This is a genomic window from Pseudomonas sp. LB3P14 (assembly GCF_054898045.1).
In genome coordinates, this window is record NZ_CM142714.1 from 2,023,588 (window position 1) to 2,039,442 (window position 15,855).

Annotated in this window: 15 protein-coding genes; 9 read left to right on the forward strand and 6 right to left on the reverse strand. The window is 60.9% G+C overall.

The window, feature by feature from the left end; translation table 11 throughout:
* The first annotated feature begins 5 nt into the window (after positions 1–5).
* The 9 genes from ACYZT5_RS09280 (at position 6) to ACYZT5_RS09320 (ending at position 13,064) form a co-directional block, all read left to right on the forward strand.
* Complete coding sequence (locus ACYZT5_RS09280; RefSeq protein ID WP_282379561.1) at positions 6–950, forward strand: DUF58 domain-containing protein; 945 nt, start codon at positions 6–8, stop codon at positions 948–950.
* Positions 947–1,441 (forward strand): DUF4381 domain-containing protein, encoded by a 495-nt coding sequence (locus tag ACYZT5_RS09285; protein WP_462050829.1) that lies wholly within the window; start codon positions 947–949, stop codon positions 1,439–1,441. Before ACYZT5_RS09280 ends, ACYZT5_RS09285 begins: the two co-directional genes overlap by 4 nt.
* Positions 1,434–2,510, forward strand: a complete 1,077-nt coding sequence (locus ACYZT5_RS09290; RefSeq protein WP_462050830.1) for a vWA domain-containing protein — start codon at positions 1,434–1,436, stop codon at positions 2,508–2,510. The genes ACYZT5_RS09285 and ACYZT5_RS09290 overlap by 8 nt, the downstream gene beginning before the upstream one ends.
* On the forward strand, positions 2,507–4,240 hold the full coding sequence (locus ACYZT5_RS09295; protein WP_462050831.1) for a tetratricopeptide repeat protein: 1,734 nt from the start codon (positions 2,507–2,509) through the stop codon (positions 4,238–4,240). Before ACYZT5_RS09290 ends, ACYZT5_RS09295 begins: the two co-directional genes overlap by 4 nt.
* Positions 4,237–5,892, forward strand: coding sequence for a BatD family protein (locus ACYZT5_RS09300; RefSeq protein WP_462050832.1), 1,656 nt, complete (start codon positions 4,237–4,239; stop codon positions 5,890–5,892). The genes ACYZT5_RS09295 and ACYZT5_RS09300 overlap by 4 nt, the downstream gene beginning before the upstream one ends.
* Before the next feature lie 148 nt (positions 5,893–6,040).
* Positions 6,041–7,099 (forward strand): IS110 family RNA-guided transposase, encoded by a 1,059-nt coding sequence (locus tag ACYZT5_RS09305; RefSeq protein ID WP_462052202.1) that lies wholly within the window; start codon positions 6,041–6,043, stop codon positions 7,097–7,099.
* Between the two features lie 489 nt (positions 7,100–7,588).
* Positions 7,589–8,833 (forward strand): exonuclease SbcCD subunit D C-terminal domain-containing protein, encoded by a 1,245-nt coding sequence (locus ACYZT5_RS09310; protein ID WP_462050833.1) that lies wholly within the window; start codon positions 7,589–7,591, stop codon positions 8,831–8,833.
* A complete protein-coding gene (locus tag ACYZT5_RS09315; RefSeq protein WP_462050834.1) occupies positions 8,830–12,471 on the forward strand; it encodes an SbcC/MukB-like Walker B domain-containing protein in 3,642 nt (1,213 codons plus the stop codon). The genes ACYZT5_RS09310 and ACYZT5_RS09315 overlap by 4 nt, the downstream gene beginning before the upstream one ends.
* Positions 12,468–13,064, forward strand: a complete 597-nt coding sequence (locus ACYZT5_RS09320; protein ID WP_462050835.1) for a glutathione S-transferase — start codon at positions 12,468–12,470, stop codon at positions 13,062–13,064. Before ACYZT5_RS09315 ends, ACYZT5_RS09320 begins: the two co-directional genes overlap by 4 nt.
* A 7-nt stretch (positions 13,065–13,071) precedes the next feature.
* Here the strand turns inward: ACYZT5_RS09320 and ACYZT5_RS09325 are convergent, their stop codons facing one another.
* The 6 genes from ACYZT5_RS09325 to ACYZT5_RS09350 all read right to left on the reverse strand — a co-directional run bounded on the left by ACYZT5_RS09325 (position 13,072) and on the right by ACYZT5_RS09350 (position 15,782).
* Positions 13,072–13,329 carry a hypothetical protein gene (locus tag ACYZT5_RS09325; protein ID WP_462050836.1) on the reverse strand — a complete coding sequence of 86 codons (258 nt, stop codon included), beginning with the start codon at positions 13,327–13,329 and terminating at the stop codon, positions 13,072–13,074.
* Positions 13,326–13,538, reverse strand: coding sequence for a hypothetical protein (locus ACYZT5_RS09330; protein ID WP_462050837.1), 213 nt, complete (start codon positions 13,536–13,538; stop codon positions 13,326–13,328). The genes ACYZT5_RS09325 and ACYZT5_RS09330 overlap by 4 nt, the downstream gene beginning before the upstream one ends.
* 115 nt (positions 13,539–13,653) lie before the next feature.
* Positions 13,654–13,779, reverse strand: coding sequence for a hypothetical protein (locus tag ACYZT5_RS09335; protein ID WP_255141673.1), 126 nt, complete (start codon positions 13,777–13,779; stop codon positions 13,654–13,656).
* 209 nt (positions 13,780–13,988) lie between these two features.
* Positions 13,989–14,168 carry a hypothetical protein gene (locus ACYZT5_RS09340; RefSeq protein WP_033054657.1) on the reverse strand — a complete coding sequence of 60 codons (180 nt, stop codon included), beginning with the start codon at positions 14,166–14,168 and terminating at the stop codon, positions 13,989–13,991.
* A gap of 155 nt (positions 14,169–14,323) precedes the next feature.
* The gene (locus ACYZT5_RS09345; RefSeq protein ID WP_462052221.1) at positions 14,324–15,493 is read right to left on the reverse strand and encodes a lactonase family protein; all 1,170 of its coding nucleotides are present in this window, start codon (positions 15,491–15,493) and stop codon (positions 14,324–14,326) included.
* Positions 15,486–15,782 carry a DUF5629 family protein gene (locus ACYZT5_RS09350; RefSeq protein WP_462046109.1) on the reverse strand — a complete coding sequence of 99 codons (297 nt, stop codon included), beginning with the start codon at positions 15,780–15,782 and terminating at the stop codon, positions 15,486–15,488. Before ACYZT5_RS09350 ends, ACYZT5_RS09345 begins: the two co-directional genes overlap by 8 nt.
* Positions 15,783–15,855: the final 73 nt, after the last annotated feature.

Here is a 15,855-nt window from a genome sequence, read left to right on the forward strand (position 1 = left end):
CCCCGATGAACGCCATCCTGCCGCCCGAGCCGGGCATCCGTGTCAGCCTCGCCGAGCTGATCGAGATGCGCCATCGCGTGCGTGAAGTGCAACTGTTTTCCACACCGAGCCAGCGCAGCCCGCTGATCGGCCTGCACCACTCCAAACTGCGCGGGCGCGGGGTGGATTTCGATCAAGTGCGGGTCTATCAGGCTGGCGATGACGTGCGAAGCATCGATTGGCGCGTCACCGCCCGCACCCAGGAACCCCATACCAAGCTGTTCCATGAAGAGCGCGAGCGGCCGATTTTTATCATGGTCGAGCAAAGTCGCCGGCTGTTTTTCGGCTCGGGGCTGATGTTCAAATCAGTGCTCGCCGCCCAGGCCGCGAGCCTGATCGGCTGGGCCGCACTGGGTCATAACGATCGGGTCGGCGGACTGGTGTTCGGCAACAATGAGCACTATGAAATCAAGCCACGACGCAGCAAACAGAGCCTGCTGCAGTTTCTCAACCGTATGGTGCGGGTCAATCAGTCTCTGCACACGGAAAGCGAGCCGGACCGGGACGCCTTCAACATTGCCCTGCGCCGAGCCCGGGAAGTACTGCGTCCCGGCAGTCTGGTGATCGTGATCTGCGACGAACGCACCCTGACCGAGGGCGCCGAACAACAGCTGAGTCTGTTGTCGCGGCATTGCGATCTGTTGCTGCTGCCGGTGTCCGATCCACTGGATCACGCCCTGCCCGCCGCAGGGCTTTTACGCTTCGCCGAACGCGGTGCGCAACTGGAACTCGACACCCTGAATTTCGAGTTGCGCCAGACCTATCGCGCCCAGGCCGAAGCGCGTATCGCTCGCTGGGAATTGCTGGCGCAGAAGCTGCGGGTATTGCTGATGCCCTTGAGCACGCAGAGCGAGATGGTCGAACAATTGCGCGAGTACCTGAACCCACAGAAACCGGGGAAAGGTCGATGAGCAGCCTCGATCAACTGCAACCACTGATCTCCCCGCCACCGATCGAATTCTGGCCACCGGCACCGGGCTGGTGGCTATTGCTGTTGTTACTGCCGCTGATCGGTTTCGGTCTGTGGAAGGCAAGGCGCTTCTTTGCGAACAAACGCCCTATCGTGCGCGCCGAACAACCGCTGGACCCGGTGCGCCTCGCCGCACTGGCCGAACTGGCGCGGATGCCCAAGCCCTACGACGGCGCTCCGGCCGGTGCCTGGTTGCAGCAACTCAACGGTTTGCTCAAACGCCTGTGCCGCAACCACTACCCTTACAGCCAGAGCCACACCCTCAATGGGCGCAAATGGCTGGCATTCCTCGACAATCGTTGCCCGGCCGCCGGTCTGACCCGCTGGATGGTGCTGGTCGAAGGCGCCTACAAACCCGAATGCAAACTCGACGACAAGGCCATCGCCGGCCTGACCCAAGCTGTCGACACCTGGATTCGTAAACATGTTTGAGTTCGCCTGGCCGTGGATCTTTGCCCTGCTGCCGCTGCCCTGGCTGATGCGCGTCGTACTGCCTGTCGCCGACAGTGGCGAGCCGGCGCTCAAAGTCAGCTTCCTCAGTGACCTCGAAGGCCTCGCCCGCCGCCGCGCCCGGGCCAACCTGCCGGCCTGGCGTCAACAAGCGCCGTTCATTCTGCTGTGGCTGTTGTTACTGATCGCCGCGGCGCGCCCGCAATGGCTCGGCGAACCGCTACCGATTGCCGCCAGCGGTCGCGATCTGCTGGTGGCGGTCGACGTGTCCGGCTCCATGGATTTTCCCGACATGCAGTGGCAGGACGAAGACGTCAGTCGACTCACACTGGTTCAGCACTTGCTCGGTGACTTCCTCGAAAGTCGTGAGGGCGATCGGGTCGGGCTGATCCTGTTCGGCAGCCGGGCGTATCTGCAAGCACCCCTGACGTTCGATCGGCATACGGTGCGCGTGTGGCTCGACGAAGCGCGGATCGGCATCGCTGGCAAGAACACCGCCATCGGCGATGCTATCGGCCTGGCCCTCAAACGCCTGCGCCAACGCCCGGCACAAAGCCGCGTACTGATTCTGGTCACTGACGGCGCCAACAACGGTGGTGAAATCGACCCGCTCACGGCGGCGCGGCTGGCGGCTAATGAAGGCGTGAAAATCTACCCGATCGGTATCGGCGCCGATCCGGAGCAAAGCGGGACGCTGGGTTTCCTGGGGGTCAATCCGAGCCTCGACCTCGATGAAGCCTCTTTGAAGGCGATCGCCGAAGCTACGGGCGGCCAGTATTTTCGCGCCCACGATGACAAGGAACTGCTAGCGATCAAAGGCACCCTCGACAAACTGGAACCCGTGACCCAGCAACCGACTCAGGCTCGCCCGGCGCAGGCGTTGTACCACTGGCCTTTGGCGATGGCGTTGCTGTTGAGCATGCTGCTGGTGGTTCGCGAGCGCTGGCCGGATAACCCGTTGCGGCGACTGTTCACCAAGGATCTTCTGCAAACGCAACTGCCCGACTGGCGCCAGCGGCTTAAACGCCTGCGTCTGCGGAGGCGCCGATGAGTGCGCTCTGGCCGTACTGGTTCCGCCCTTGGTGGTTGCTGTTGTTGCCGCTGCTCGGCTGGTTGCTCTGGCAACTCTGGCATCGGCAGAAGCGCGCCGGGCGCTGGCAGATGATTCTGCCACCGGCCTTCCATGCGGCGTTACTCAGTGGTGGCAGTGGTCGCGACAGCAAATTGCCGTGGGTCATCCTTGGATGTGCCTGGGTGTTGACCGTTCTGGCGCTGCTCGGGCCGAGCTGGGAACGTGTCGAGCAAACCAGCCAGAAACCCGCCGACCCGCTGGTCGTGGTACTTGAGCTGACCCCGGAAATGCTCGCCACTGACGTGCCACCCAACCGGCTGGAACAGGCCCGGCGCAAGCTGTTCGACCTGCTGCAGAACCGCAGCGACGCCCAGACCGCGATCGTCGTCTATGCCGGCAGCGCTCACACGCTGGTGCCGCTGTCGGATGATCTGTCGACCAGCCGCAATCTATTGGATGCCCTCAAGCCTTCGCTGATGCCCGAGGCGGGTCATCGCGCCGATCTGGCGGTGGCCAAGGCCCTTGCGCTGCTGGATCAGGGCGCCCTCGGCGACGGCCGGATCCTGCTGATCGGTTCAACCTTGACCGAACAGGAACGCCAAGGGATTCAGCAGGTGCTGGACGGTAAATCGACGCAATTTTTGATGCTCGGTGTTGGCACTGCCGAAGGGGCGCCGATCACCCGGGAAGACGGCAGCTTTCTCAAGGACGAGCAGGGCGCGATTCTGGTGCCACATCTGGACGAACCCAGCCTGAAAGCCTTTGCCAGCGACCTGGACGGACGCTATCGCCACGCGCGCCTGGACGATGCCGACTTGCGCGCCCTCGGCTTGCTCGAGGGTCCACGCACGCAGCGCAACGACGGCCAGACCCTGCGCCTCGACACGTGGGCCGATCAGGGTTACTGGCTGTTATTGCCTCTGTTGCTGCTGGCGGCGTGCGCCGGCCGTCGGGGCTGGTTGTTCTGTCTGCCATTGCTCTTGCTGCTGCCACAACCGAGTTATGCCTTCGACTTCAACGATTTGTGGCTGCGCCCCGACCAACAGGGTTTGCACTTGCTCAAGCAGAAACGCCCCGCCGAGGCTGCGCAGCATTTTGAAGATCGACAATGGCAAGGCGTGGCGCTCTACGAAGCCGGCGACTACAGCGGCGCCGCCCAGCGGTTCGCCGAAGGCAACGACGCCCACGCCCACTACAATCGTGGCAACGCCCTGGCCAAAAGCGGTGAGCTGGAAGCCGCGCTGGACGCCTACGAACAGGCGCTGGAACGTCAACCGGATTTGCGTCCGGCCCTGACCAACAAGGCGCTGGTGGAAAATCTGCTCAAGCAGAAAAACACACCGGTTGAGCCGGACAAAAACGCTGGCAACCAGACCGAGCCCTCCACACAAGAACCGCCGCCGGGCGCGGCCACGCAACCGTCGGATAAGGGCGAACCGAAAACCGACGGCCAACAAACCAAGACGGACGCCGAGCAACCCCGCACAACGCCGCCGAAACCCGGCACCAATGAAGTCCCGGGCAGCGAGCTGGGGGATGAAGACAGCACCAGACCACCGTTGCGCCCGGCCAGCGACAGCATCGATGGTGAACAGCGCCAGGCGCTGGAGCAATGGCTGCGCAAGATCCCGGATGACCCGGGTGAATTGCTCAGGCGCAAATTCTGGTACGAACAGCAACAACATCAGGATCAGGGAAAAACTCGATGACCCGCTTCACCGCCTTCTTGCTCGCACTGCTGCTGCCCGCCCTGTTGCTCTGCACCGTTCAGGCACAGGCAGCCGGGCTGGTCGCCAGTGTGGATCGTAGTCGCCTGAACAGCGGCGAGACGATTGAACTGACGCTGGAATCCAACGACGTGACGCAGTTCGGCAAGCCTGATCTGACACCGCTGGAGCCGCTGTTCGAAGTGCGCGGCACCCGTCAGGTCAACCAGCTGACCACCCTGAACGGCGACAACCGTGCGACCACCCGCTGGATCATCACCCTGCTGCCTCGGCAGAACGGCAGCGTGGTGATTCCGGCACTGCAACTGGGTGACGTACAGAGCCAGCCGATCACCGTGCAAGTGGTCGAGACGGAAACCCAGGACAGCCCGAACAAACGGGCCCCGGTGTTCATCGACGCCAGCCTCGATCAAAACAGCGTGTACGTGCAAGCCCAGGCGATCCTGACCTTGCGCATCTACCATTCGGTGTCGCTGTACGACGATAGCAGCCTGCCCCCCTTGCAGATCCCCGATGTGCGCATTGAACAACTGGGCGAGGCGCGCACCTACGAGAAAGACATCAATGGGCTGCGCCACGGCGTGATCGAGATGCGCTACGCGATCTACCCGCAACACAGCGGTGAATTGATCATTCCAGCGCAGATATTCAATGCCGCGCTCGTGGACGCACAGCCCGCCCGGGACGCCGCCACCCAAGCACCGAAATCCGGCAAACTGATGCGGGTCAGCTCCGCAGAGATTCTGCTGACGGTCAAGGCCAAACCCATCACCTACCCGGCCGACATGCCATGGCTGCCGGCCCGTAGCCTCAGCCTGAGCGAAAGCTGGAACCCGGACCCGGATCATGCGCAGGTGGGTGATTCGTTGACCCGCAGCCTGACAGTGAAGGCTGAAGGCCTGGCCAGTTCGCAATTGCCACCGCTGCCCGCCACCGACGTCAACGGGGTGCGGCGCTACCCGGATCAACCGGTGTTGGGCAACCAGAACAGCGAGCGAGGCCTGGTCGGCAGTCGCGAAGACCGTGAAGCCCTGGTGCCGACGCGTAGCGGCGCAATCGAGTTGCCAGCGGTTGAAGTAGTCTGGTGGAACACCTTCGAGGACCACCTGGAACACAGCAGCCTGCCGGCCCGAACCCTGCCAGTGGCGAACAATCCGAGCCTGATGGTCGACACCCCGGCCGGCATGCCTCAAGTCCTTTCCGCTGCCGACAACGAAGCCCTCTGGTGGTGGAAACTCAGCACGCTGATCCTGGCCTGCACCACCCTCCTGGGCTTCGGTCTCTGGTGGCGCGCCCGCTGGCAACCGGCGATCCTGCGCGCGGCGCAGACCGGCCCGAGCCCGCGCACCGTGCTCGACGATCTCAAGCGCGCCTGTCAGGCCAACGATTCCCACGCCACCCGCCAGGCCCTCGACGCCTGGGCCCGGCAACAACCGGAAACCCTGGCCGATATGGCGGCGCGTTTTGTGCCGTTGTCTGACGCCCTCGATGGCTTGAACGGCGCGCTCTACAGCGAAACCGGCCAGCATTGGCAAGGTGAAGACCTGTGGCGCGCGATTCGTACGATCCCGATTGCCGAGCGGGTTCAGGACCCGGTGGGTGACAGTGGATTGCCGCCGCTTTATCCCAAATAACCACTGTCGCCGCATTCCCTGTAATTGGATGGACTCGCCCAAGCCGAGGCGTCAATGCGCCACGATGGCAGTCTAAACAGCCAACGACAGCGAGGGCGAGTCCATGAAAAAGCATACTTCGATTGATCAATCCCTGTCTTCTTCCGATTTGTCGGCCTGCACAACCGTGGCGGTCGATCTGGCCAAGCAGGTCTTTCAGGTCGCCGGTGAAGACGTCCTCGGCCAGGTGCACTACGAGCAACGGATCAAGTCGCGCGAGGCGTTTTATGAGTTTCTACGCCAGTTGCCGCCTCATGTCGTGGTTCTGATGGAGACCGGTCCGGGTGCTCAAGCCTGGGCCCGGCAGCTGCAAGACCAAGGCAATCTGGCGCGGATTCTTCCAGCCGGTTTGGTGGCCACACATCGCAGCGGGCCTAAAAATGATCGCAACGATGCGCTGGCGATTCTGCGGGCTGGTCGCGATGAAAAGATCTACGCAGTGCCGGTCAAAAGCGTTGCGGCGCTGGCAATGCAGGCGTTGCATCGCGCCCGCCAAGGCTATGTGCGTCGACGCACGGCGGTGAGTAATCAGATGCGCGGCCTGCTGCTCGAGCATGGCGTGGCCTTGGCGCAGGGCGATGTTGCGATCAGCCAGAAAATTCCGCGGGTACTGGAAGATGCCACCCAGCCGGTGCCGGGCCTGCTGCGTGAACTGATCGACGAACTGTTGGCCGAGTGGCGCCATTTGGGCGAACGCATCAGCGTGCTGACGGGGCGCCTGGAAGTGGCCGCCAACGCCGACATGACGGCGAAGCGACTGATGACTGTGCGCGGCATCGGCCCAGTCACTGCCACGGCACTGGTGGCCAAGGAAACCAAGCCTGAGCGATTTCCCAATGCCCGCAAGTTTGCCGCGTACTTTGGCATGGTGCCTGACCAGCACAGCAGCGGGCAGACGGTCCGGCTGGGGGACATGACCAAGCGCGGCGATGTTTATTTACGCAGCCTGATGATCCAGGGAGCCCATGCGGTACTGCAACAACTACGACCTGATTCCCAGCAACCCGATGACCGCCGCTTGTTGCGCTGGATGAGCCGACTGGGCCGTAAGGAGGCTGCGGTCAGGTTAGCCAACCGCAACCTGCGAATCGTCTGGGTGCTTCTACAGAATGACCAGACTTATCGTCGCCAGGCTGGTGATGGCCAGCAAGCGACGATGAGCCACTGAGCGACAGAGTTCTGCCACCGAGGTACTAACTGTCCGGCCCTTTGCTGAAAAAAAATTGACCCCAGGTAAGACCGGCGTGGATTGATGCCTTAGCTGCTACTGGCCTTCGAGGCCTGACTGTAATCGGCAAACCACGAGCTCTTCCAATTTTGGCCAGAAGCCGAAGACGGCTTCCTCGAATAGGCCTAATACATAGATGCAACGGGGCGGCGGTTTTTCAAAAGCGGGTAGACAGTGAGGGCGAGTCCATACATAGCAGCTGGCGAAGCCTGCGTCCGGCTGCGCAGCAGTCGTAAAATCAACACATGCGGTGTATCAGACAAGCCATGCAAGCTGGTTCTACGACTGCTGCGCAGCCGGACGCAGGCTTCGCCAGCTGCTACAGGTTGTGGTGTTGGCCACATCTAGCGTGTTTGCCAGTAAACTCTCTCCCCTTTCGCCGCTGTCATTTTCCTCGCGGCCATTACCTTATTTCCTACGGAGTTCACCTTGCGTCTGTTTCACACCTCCGACTGGCACCTTGGGCAGAACCTGCACGGCCAGGAACGCGATTTCGAACACGGCTGTTTCCTTGAATGGCTGCTGCGTCAGCTGAAGCTGGACCAGCCTGATGTGCTGCTGATCGCCGGCGATATCTTCGACACGGTCAACCCGCCCGTCAAAGCCCAGGAACGTCTCTACGATTTCATCGTCAGTGCCCATGAACAGCAGCCGCTGCTGACCATTGTGATGATCGCCGGCAACCATGACTCCGGTTCGCGCATCGAACTGCCGGCGCCGTTGATGCGACGTTTGCGCACCCACGCGTTGGGCCGAGTGCTGTGGCTTGATGACGGTCAACTCGACGCCGAGCGCTTGTTGCTGCCATTGCCGGATGCCAAGGGCAAAACCGTCGCCTGGTGCCTGGCGCTGCCGTTCCTGCGCCCCGCCGAAGTGACCGGCGCGCACTTGGGCGACAACTACCTGCGCGGTATCGGTCAGGTTCACGAGTGGCTGATCGAAGCCGCCAATGCCAAGCGCAAACGAGGCCAGGCGCTGATTGCCATCAGCCACGCGCACATGGCCGGCGGTTCGGTGTCGGAAGACTCCGAGCGTAGCCTGATCATCGGCAATGCCGAAGCGCTGCCCGCCAGCCTGTTCGGGCCGAGCATCAGTTACGTCGCCCTAGGTCACTTGCACAAGCCGCAAAAGGTCAATGGTGAAGAGCGCATCCGCTACAGCGGCTCGCCGATTCCGTTATCGTTCTCTGAGATCGGCTATCAGCACCAGATTCTCGACATCAAACTCGAGGGCGAAACCCTGGTCAGCGTCGAACCCAAACTGATCCCCCGGGCAGTGAATCTGCAACGCATCGGTCCCGCGCCATTGGCGGAAATCCTGCTGCAACTGGCCGACTTGCCGAACATCGACCTGCTGGACGATATCCAGCGCCAGCCGTGGCTGGAAGTTCGGGTGCGTCTCGATGAGCCGCAACCCGACTTGCGCCATCAAGTCGAAACCGCCCTGCAAGGCAAAGCCGTGCGCCTAGTGCGGATCGCCGCTGAATACGCCGGCAACGGCAGCCGCGACGGACTCGATGACGGCACGACCTTGATCGAACTCGATCAGCTCACACCTCAGGAACTGTTCAGTCGCGCCTGGCTGGACAACTACGGCAGCGAGGTCGATGAGCAAACGCTCAAGGACTTCGCCGAGCTGTTGCAAGACGTGCAGATGGAGAGCGAACAACCATGAAGATCCTCGCGATCCGCCTGAAAAACCTCGCCTCATTGGCCGGGCCTTTTGAAATCGACTTTACCGCTGAACCGTTGGCCAGCGCCGGGCTGTTCGCGATCACCGGACCAACCGGCGCCGGTAAAAGCACCTTGCTCGACGCTTTGTGCCTGGCGCTGTTCGGCGCTGTGCCTCGGCTGAGCACTGCTCAGGTGTCTGCCAAAGCGCCGGACGCCGATGGCGAGATCAGCACGGGCGACCCCCGCACGCTGCTGCGTCGCGGCACGGGTGAAGGTTATGCCGAAGTCGATTTCGTTGGCATCGATGGCCGTCGCTACCGCGCTCGCTGGGAGGCTAATCGCGCCCGGGAGAAGGCCGGCGGCAAGCTGCAAGCCAGCCGTCAGAGTTTGCGCGACATCGATCTGGATCAACTGCTGGCCAGCCAGAAAGTTGAATTCAAAACTCAGCTCGAATCTGTACTAGGCCTGAACTTCGAGCAATTCACCCGTGCGGTGCTGCTGGCCCAGAGCGAATTCAGTGCGTTCCTCAAGGCTAACGACAACGAACGTAGCGAACTGCTGGAAAAACTCACCGACACCGCGCTCTATACGCGCCTCGGTCGCCGGGCGTTCGACAAGACCAAAGAGGCTCGCGAAGCCCACAAATTGTTACAGGACCAGGCCACCGGCGTGACGCCGCTGTCGCCGCAAGCACGCGCGGAACTTGATGAGCGCTTCAACGAAGCGCAACAGCAACTCAAGACCCAACAAGCGCAACTCAAGCAATTGGAACTGCAACACACTTGGCTCAAGGACTTGCGCCAGTTGCAGGACGAGCAGCAGAGCGCCACCGAGCAGTTGCAATCGGCCCAGCAGCGTTGGGAAGGTCTGGCCGGCGAACGTTTGAAGCTGACTCGCCTGGAGCAACTGGCCCCGCAACGGCACCAGTTCGCCCGCAAGACAGAACTCACTGCCCAGCTCACACCGCTGGCCGCGCAGATTCAGCAGCACACCCAACAGCAAACCGAATTGAATGAGCGTCAGGCGCAACTCGAAAACAGCCTGAGTGCCGCGCAGACCGCACTGGTCGAGGCCCAAAGCCAACACACCTCAAGCGCTCCACTGCTGCGTCAGGCCTTCGAAGAGCAAAGCACCCTCGCCCGTCTGGTTAAGGATGCCGGCCTCAGTGCCGACCTCAAGCAGCAGGCGGAACTGGCCTGCACTCAGGGCCAAAACACGATCCAAGGCTTGCTGGACCAACAGAAACAGGTCGCCGAACGTTTGCAGCGGATTGCCGGGGAGCTTGAGCAAAGCACCCCTCTGGCACCCTTGAGCGATGCCTGGAACGCCTACCGTGATCGCCTGCAACAGCTGATGCTGATCGGCAATCGCCTGAACAAGGGCCAGGCCGAACTGGCCGCCCTGGAACACAGCGCCGCTCGCGCTGCCGAGGATCTGTCCACCCAGCGCCAGAGCCTTGAAGTGCTGTACAAAGAGGCCGGCGCAGAACCGGAAGCGGTGGCCGAGCAGATCCAGATTCTCGGTAGTCTGTTGCAAGACAACCGCAAGCAGCAGCGGGCCTTTGAAGAGCTGACGCGATTGTGGGCCAGTCAGCAGGAACTGGACAAGCGCGCGGCCGAACTCCAGCAGCGTCAGCTGACCGCTCAGCAAGAACGAGAACGTCTGACCCAGGACGGTGTGAAAGCCAAGAATGAATTGGTCGTTGCCGAACAGACCCTGACCGTCACCCGCGAACTGCTGGAACGCCAGCGCCTGGCCCGCAGCGCCAGCGTCGAAGAACTGCGCGAGCAGTTGCAGGACGATCAGCCGTGCCCGGTCTGTGGCAGCCCCGACCATCCCTATCATCAGCCCGAAGCCCTGCTGCAAAGCCTTGGTCGGCATGATGAAAGCGAACAGGCCAACGCACAAAAAGCCGTCGACCTGTTGAAAGAAAAGCTCACTGACCTGCGCGCTGAAGTGGGCGGCGTGATTGCGCAGCAAAAGGAATTGCTGCAACAACAAGAACACCTCGCGACCCAGCAGCAGAGCCTGGCACCGAGCCTTGAAGCACATCCGTTATCTGCGCAGTTGCTCACGCAGGATGCGGCTAAACGCGATGCCTGGCTGGTGCAGCAAAACAACCAGTTGAACCAAAGCATCACTCAGGACGAACAACGGCAGACCGCCCTGCTCACCCTGCAACAGGACGCCGCGCGCCTTCAACAGCAACTGCGTAGCGCTGAAGCGGCGAGCCAGCAAGCTGCCCAGCACCTGGCCAACCAGCAACGTGAATTGAGCAGTGATCGCCAGCGTCTGGACGAGGAGTTGACGGCGTTCAGCACCCTGCTCCCGGCCGATACGCTGCAAGCGCTACGCAACGAGCCGGCCGCGACCTTCATGCAATTGGATCGGCAGATCAGCCAGCGTCTGGAACAACTCGATCAGCAACGCGATGAACTCGGCGAACAGCAACAGCGGCAGCAGACACTGGAAAAAGAACAGGACCGCCAACTCACTCGCCTCCAGCAGTTGGAAACTGCCCGCCAGCAGTTCACCGCCCTCGCCGACCAACAACAGGCCTGCCAGCAAAAACTCACGCAATTGCTCGGCGAACACGCCAGCGCCGAGCAGTGGCAGCAGCAACTGGATCAAGCCGTCGAACAGGCGCGCAATGCTGAGGCGACGGCCAATCAGGAATTGCAAACCGTACGTACGCGGCTGGTGCGGTTGGGTGCCGAACTCAAGGCCCAGCAAGAACGCTCGCAGGCACTGGAAACCGAAGATCGTGAGCTGAGTGGCAAGATTGCCGACTGGCGCGCCTTGCATCCGGAACTGGATGACGGCGGCCTGGAAGATCTGCTGAGCGTCGACGATCAACAGGTCAGCGAGTTGCGCCAGCAGTTGCAGCAAAGCGAAAAAGCTATTGAGCAGTTCAAGGTGCTATTGCAGGAGCGGGATCAACGCTTGCTCAGCCATCAGGCCCAGCAAAATGGCAATCTCGACGCCGAACAACTCGCGACCGCGCTCACCGACCTGCAAACCCTGTCCGCCGCCAGCGAACACCGTTGCGCCGAACTGCGCGCCGAACAGGCCGAGGATCAGCGCCGGCAAAACGCCAATCAGGCCCTCGCGCAGCAGATCGCCGACGCCTACACCGAGTACCAGCGCTGGGCACGTTTGAATGCACTGATCGGCTCAGCCACTGGCGACACCTTCCGCAAGATCGCTCAAGCCTACAACCTCGACCTGCTGGTGCATCACGCCAACGTTCAGTTGCGGCAACTGGTGCGGCGCTATCGCCTGAAACGTGGCGGCAGCATGCTCGGGTTGTTGGTGATGGACACCGAGATGGGTGATGAACTGCGTTCGGTGCATTCGCTGTCCGGCGGCGAGACCTTCCTGGTGTCGTTGGCCCTGGCCTTGGGCCTGGCATCGATGGCGTCGAGCACGTTGAAAATTGAATCGCTGTTCATCGACGAAGGCTTCGGCAGCCTTGATCCGGAATCCCTGCAACTGGCCATGGACGCCCTCGATGGCTTGCAGGCCCAAGGCCGCAAGGTCGCGGTGATTTCCCATGTCCAGGAAATGCATGAACGGATTCCGGTGCAGATCCAGGTCCGCCGTCAGGGCAACGGCCTGAGTACCCTGGAGGTGAAATGAATACGCTGTATTCCTTCCGCCGCTGCCCCTACGCGATGCGGGCACGCATGGCCCTGCGCTATTCAGGCGTTGCGGTGAACATTGTCGAGGTTAGCCTGAAGGCCAAACCTGCCGAAATGCTCGCGCTGTCGAGCAAAGGCACGGTGCCGGTGCTTAACGTCGACGGTCAGGTGATCGATGAAAGCCTGGCGATCATGCACTGGGCTTTGGCGCAGAACGATCCGCAGGATTGGTTGCTCAAGGATGACCCTGTCGGGCAGCAACACATCGCCGGGCTGATCGAAGAAAACGATCAGGTGTTCAAGGTGCACCTGAATCGCTACAAGTACGCCGAACGGTATCCCGAGCAGCCGATGACGTTCTATCGCGCCGAGGGCGAGGTGTTTTTGCGCAGGCTCGATGAGTTGCTGGAGGGACGCGACTACTTGCTGGCCGAGCATCCGAGTCTGGCGGATGTGGCGCTGATGCCATTCGTGCGGCAATTCGCCCATGTGGATCGCGAGTGGTTCGGGCAGACGCCCTATCGGCGCTTGCAGGCCTGGTTGCAGCGGTTTCTGGAGTCGGAGCTATTTACTGGCGTGATGCAGAAATAACACCGACTCACGCCAACACTTCACACATCTGCAACGCCGAGCAATCCACCTGGAACGGCCCGAAAAAACTGCCTTGGCGTTTGATCGGTGGGTTACCAGCCAGCAGTCCCAGGGCCTTTGCGGTTTCAATGTTACGAGCAAGGTTGTGATTGGCTTCGATAGTCCGCGCCACCGACCCCGCCGAGCCCTGTCCGATCCCCAACAAGGAAGATCCATTGGTCATGAACGCCAGGAAGGCGATGACCCAAAGTCTGTGCCCTTTCATGCCCCGGCCACTCCTGCGAGTTCAGCCTGATCGACCATCGCGTTTTGCGACCGGTGTTCAAACTGGATGCCGGGATGAGCGACTTGAATCGGCGCTTCAACAGGTTGACGCGATTGAGGCGAGAAGCTGACAACCAGCACCAGAACTACGTAAAGACCGATAGCCAGGTAGGCGCCGTGTTTGGCAGAAGTGATGATTGCGCTGGCCATGATGTTCTCCGCAGGCATGTTTCGATGCCCACAGAATCGATCAAAAAAGCGGTGATAACCACTCAGGGTTATCCATAGTCACCATCAGCTTCGTTGATCATTAAGCCAGACTATTTCAGTCTTCGATAAAACTCATCAAGCGTTCGCGGGCCGCATCCGGCTCGTCTGGAACGGGCTGGGCAGCCGAAAGAATGGGGGTGGAATAGAGAAACAAAAGAACCACGGCCAGACGCATTGCCATGCTGTCGATCCTTATCATGAGAAGGAGTCAAAAAATCAGCGTCAAAGTTAAACCTATGGCCATGTGATATCAAGCAATACATTGATAGCAATATGATGCTGTCGTAAACGCGTTATGCAGGAGCGACATCACTCAGGGTTTCTCGAAGCTTTTCAGCTCGATCGGCGCAAGTGACTTCGCTCCTGCATAAAAGGTGCAGGGTTCAAATTTCAGGCTTGGGTCTTGTGATCCAGAGCCGCGTAAAAGTTGGCGCTCTGTTGCAGGTACTTCTGGGTGTAGCTTTGGGCGTGGGATTTTTTGTCGCTGATTTCAATGTTGGCGCTGGCTGGCAGAGCAACAGTGGCCGAGATAGCGGAAGCAGCGATTACGGAGAAGAGATTGAAGTTCATGGCGGTATTCCTCGGATTCAGTTGGCTTGCATGCCCGGTGGGGCCGTGAAGCAAACTTAACCTCCGAGGGTTCACGCCTGAAATCCTTTGTAGCATTAGCAGATATCAGCGTCATTAATAGAAGGATGCAGGCCCCATCAACCGGGGCCTGCGGCCTATTGACGCACCAGGAACTTGAGGTCGCTCGGGGCATCCATCGGCAGTTTTTGCACGGTTTTGCCCAGCAGACCGGTCTTGGTATCGCGCTCGACGACGACAATCTGGTTGCTTTTCTGGTTGGCGATCAGCAAGAATTTGCCACTCGGATCGAGGCTGAACTCACGCGGGTGATCGCCTTCCACGGAACGGCGTTGCAGCTCCTTGAGGTGGCCGGTCGCAGGATCGATGGCGAACACCAGCAGCTGATTGGCGGTGCCACGGTTGCTGACGTAGAGGAACTTGCCATCGCGCGACGCGTGAAGCGCAGCGGCTGCTTTGTCCGAAACGGGCTGCCCCGTCGCCAACTCGACCGTCTGTGTTTGCTCAAGTTTGCCGTCCTTGTAATCGAACACCGCAACCTGCGCGCTCATTTCCATGGTCAGCCACGCGTGCTTGCCATCGGCGCTGAACAGCAGATGACGCGGCCCGCTACCGGGTGGCAACTGGACGGACGCCGGTGTAGCGGCAGTCAATGGCAGTTCCGCGTTGGCCTTGGGGTCGAAGCGGTAGACAAAGATCTGGTCGGCGCCCAAGTCATTGGAGAACAAATATTTGCCGTCCGGTGACGAAACCGTCGAATGCACGTGCGCCGACATCTGCCGCTCGGGATTCACCCGGCTGGACGGATGGCTGCTCATCTGCACCACCGGTTTGAGCTGGCCATCGGCGCCCACCGGCAACACCGCCAAGGTGCCACCCGGATCTTCAGCCACCGAATAGTTGCTGACAAACAGGTGACTGTCGTCAACGCTGAGGCTCGAATGAGTCGGCTCGTTGCCCAGGCTCTGCACCTGATTGATCAGGCTCAGCGCATGGGTTTTGGGATCGATCGCATAGCTGCTGACGCGCCCTACCGGATCAGCCTGTCCGGGGCCGTTTTCGTTAACCACGAACAGGCGATGCTGATCCTTGGACAGGGTCAGCCAGGACGGGTTTTCACTCTTGACCACTTGCAGCGGTTTGGCGTCGATCTGCCCGGTGACGGCGTCGAAGTTCAGCCGATAAATCCCTTGGCTCTGACCGGCCGTGTAGGAACCGACCAGCAACTGATAGTCCTCGGCCGACGCAGCCTGAAAGCCCATCGCGCCGACGCTGCCGGCGATCAACAGCGGCCAGAGCTTACGCATCCTCATTCGCTTCTTCCTCATCGTCACCACCGCGGAATGCGGTCATGCACACCAGCCGGTGCTCGCCGGAATCGCCGGTGATCAGCCAGCTTTGCAGGGTTGGATCGAAGGTCGCCGCCTCGACCTCGGCCGGGGTGAACTCCCAGTGCTTGGACTCACGGCCGTCTATGCATTCGATGTGCAGATTTTCGTCTTCATCGAGGGAGAATTCGAAGGCGTGCAGCCCGTCGATTTCCACCATGTCACAGTGTTCGAGGGTGGCGAGCAAGGTGTCGGTAGCGGCAGTCATGGCAGTTAATCTTTGAATGGGAAAGACGCAATGATAGCTCATACCCCCGATGATCGTTCCCACGCTCCGAGTG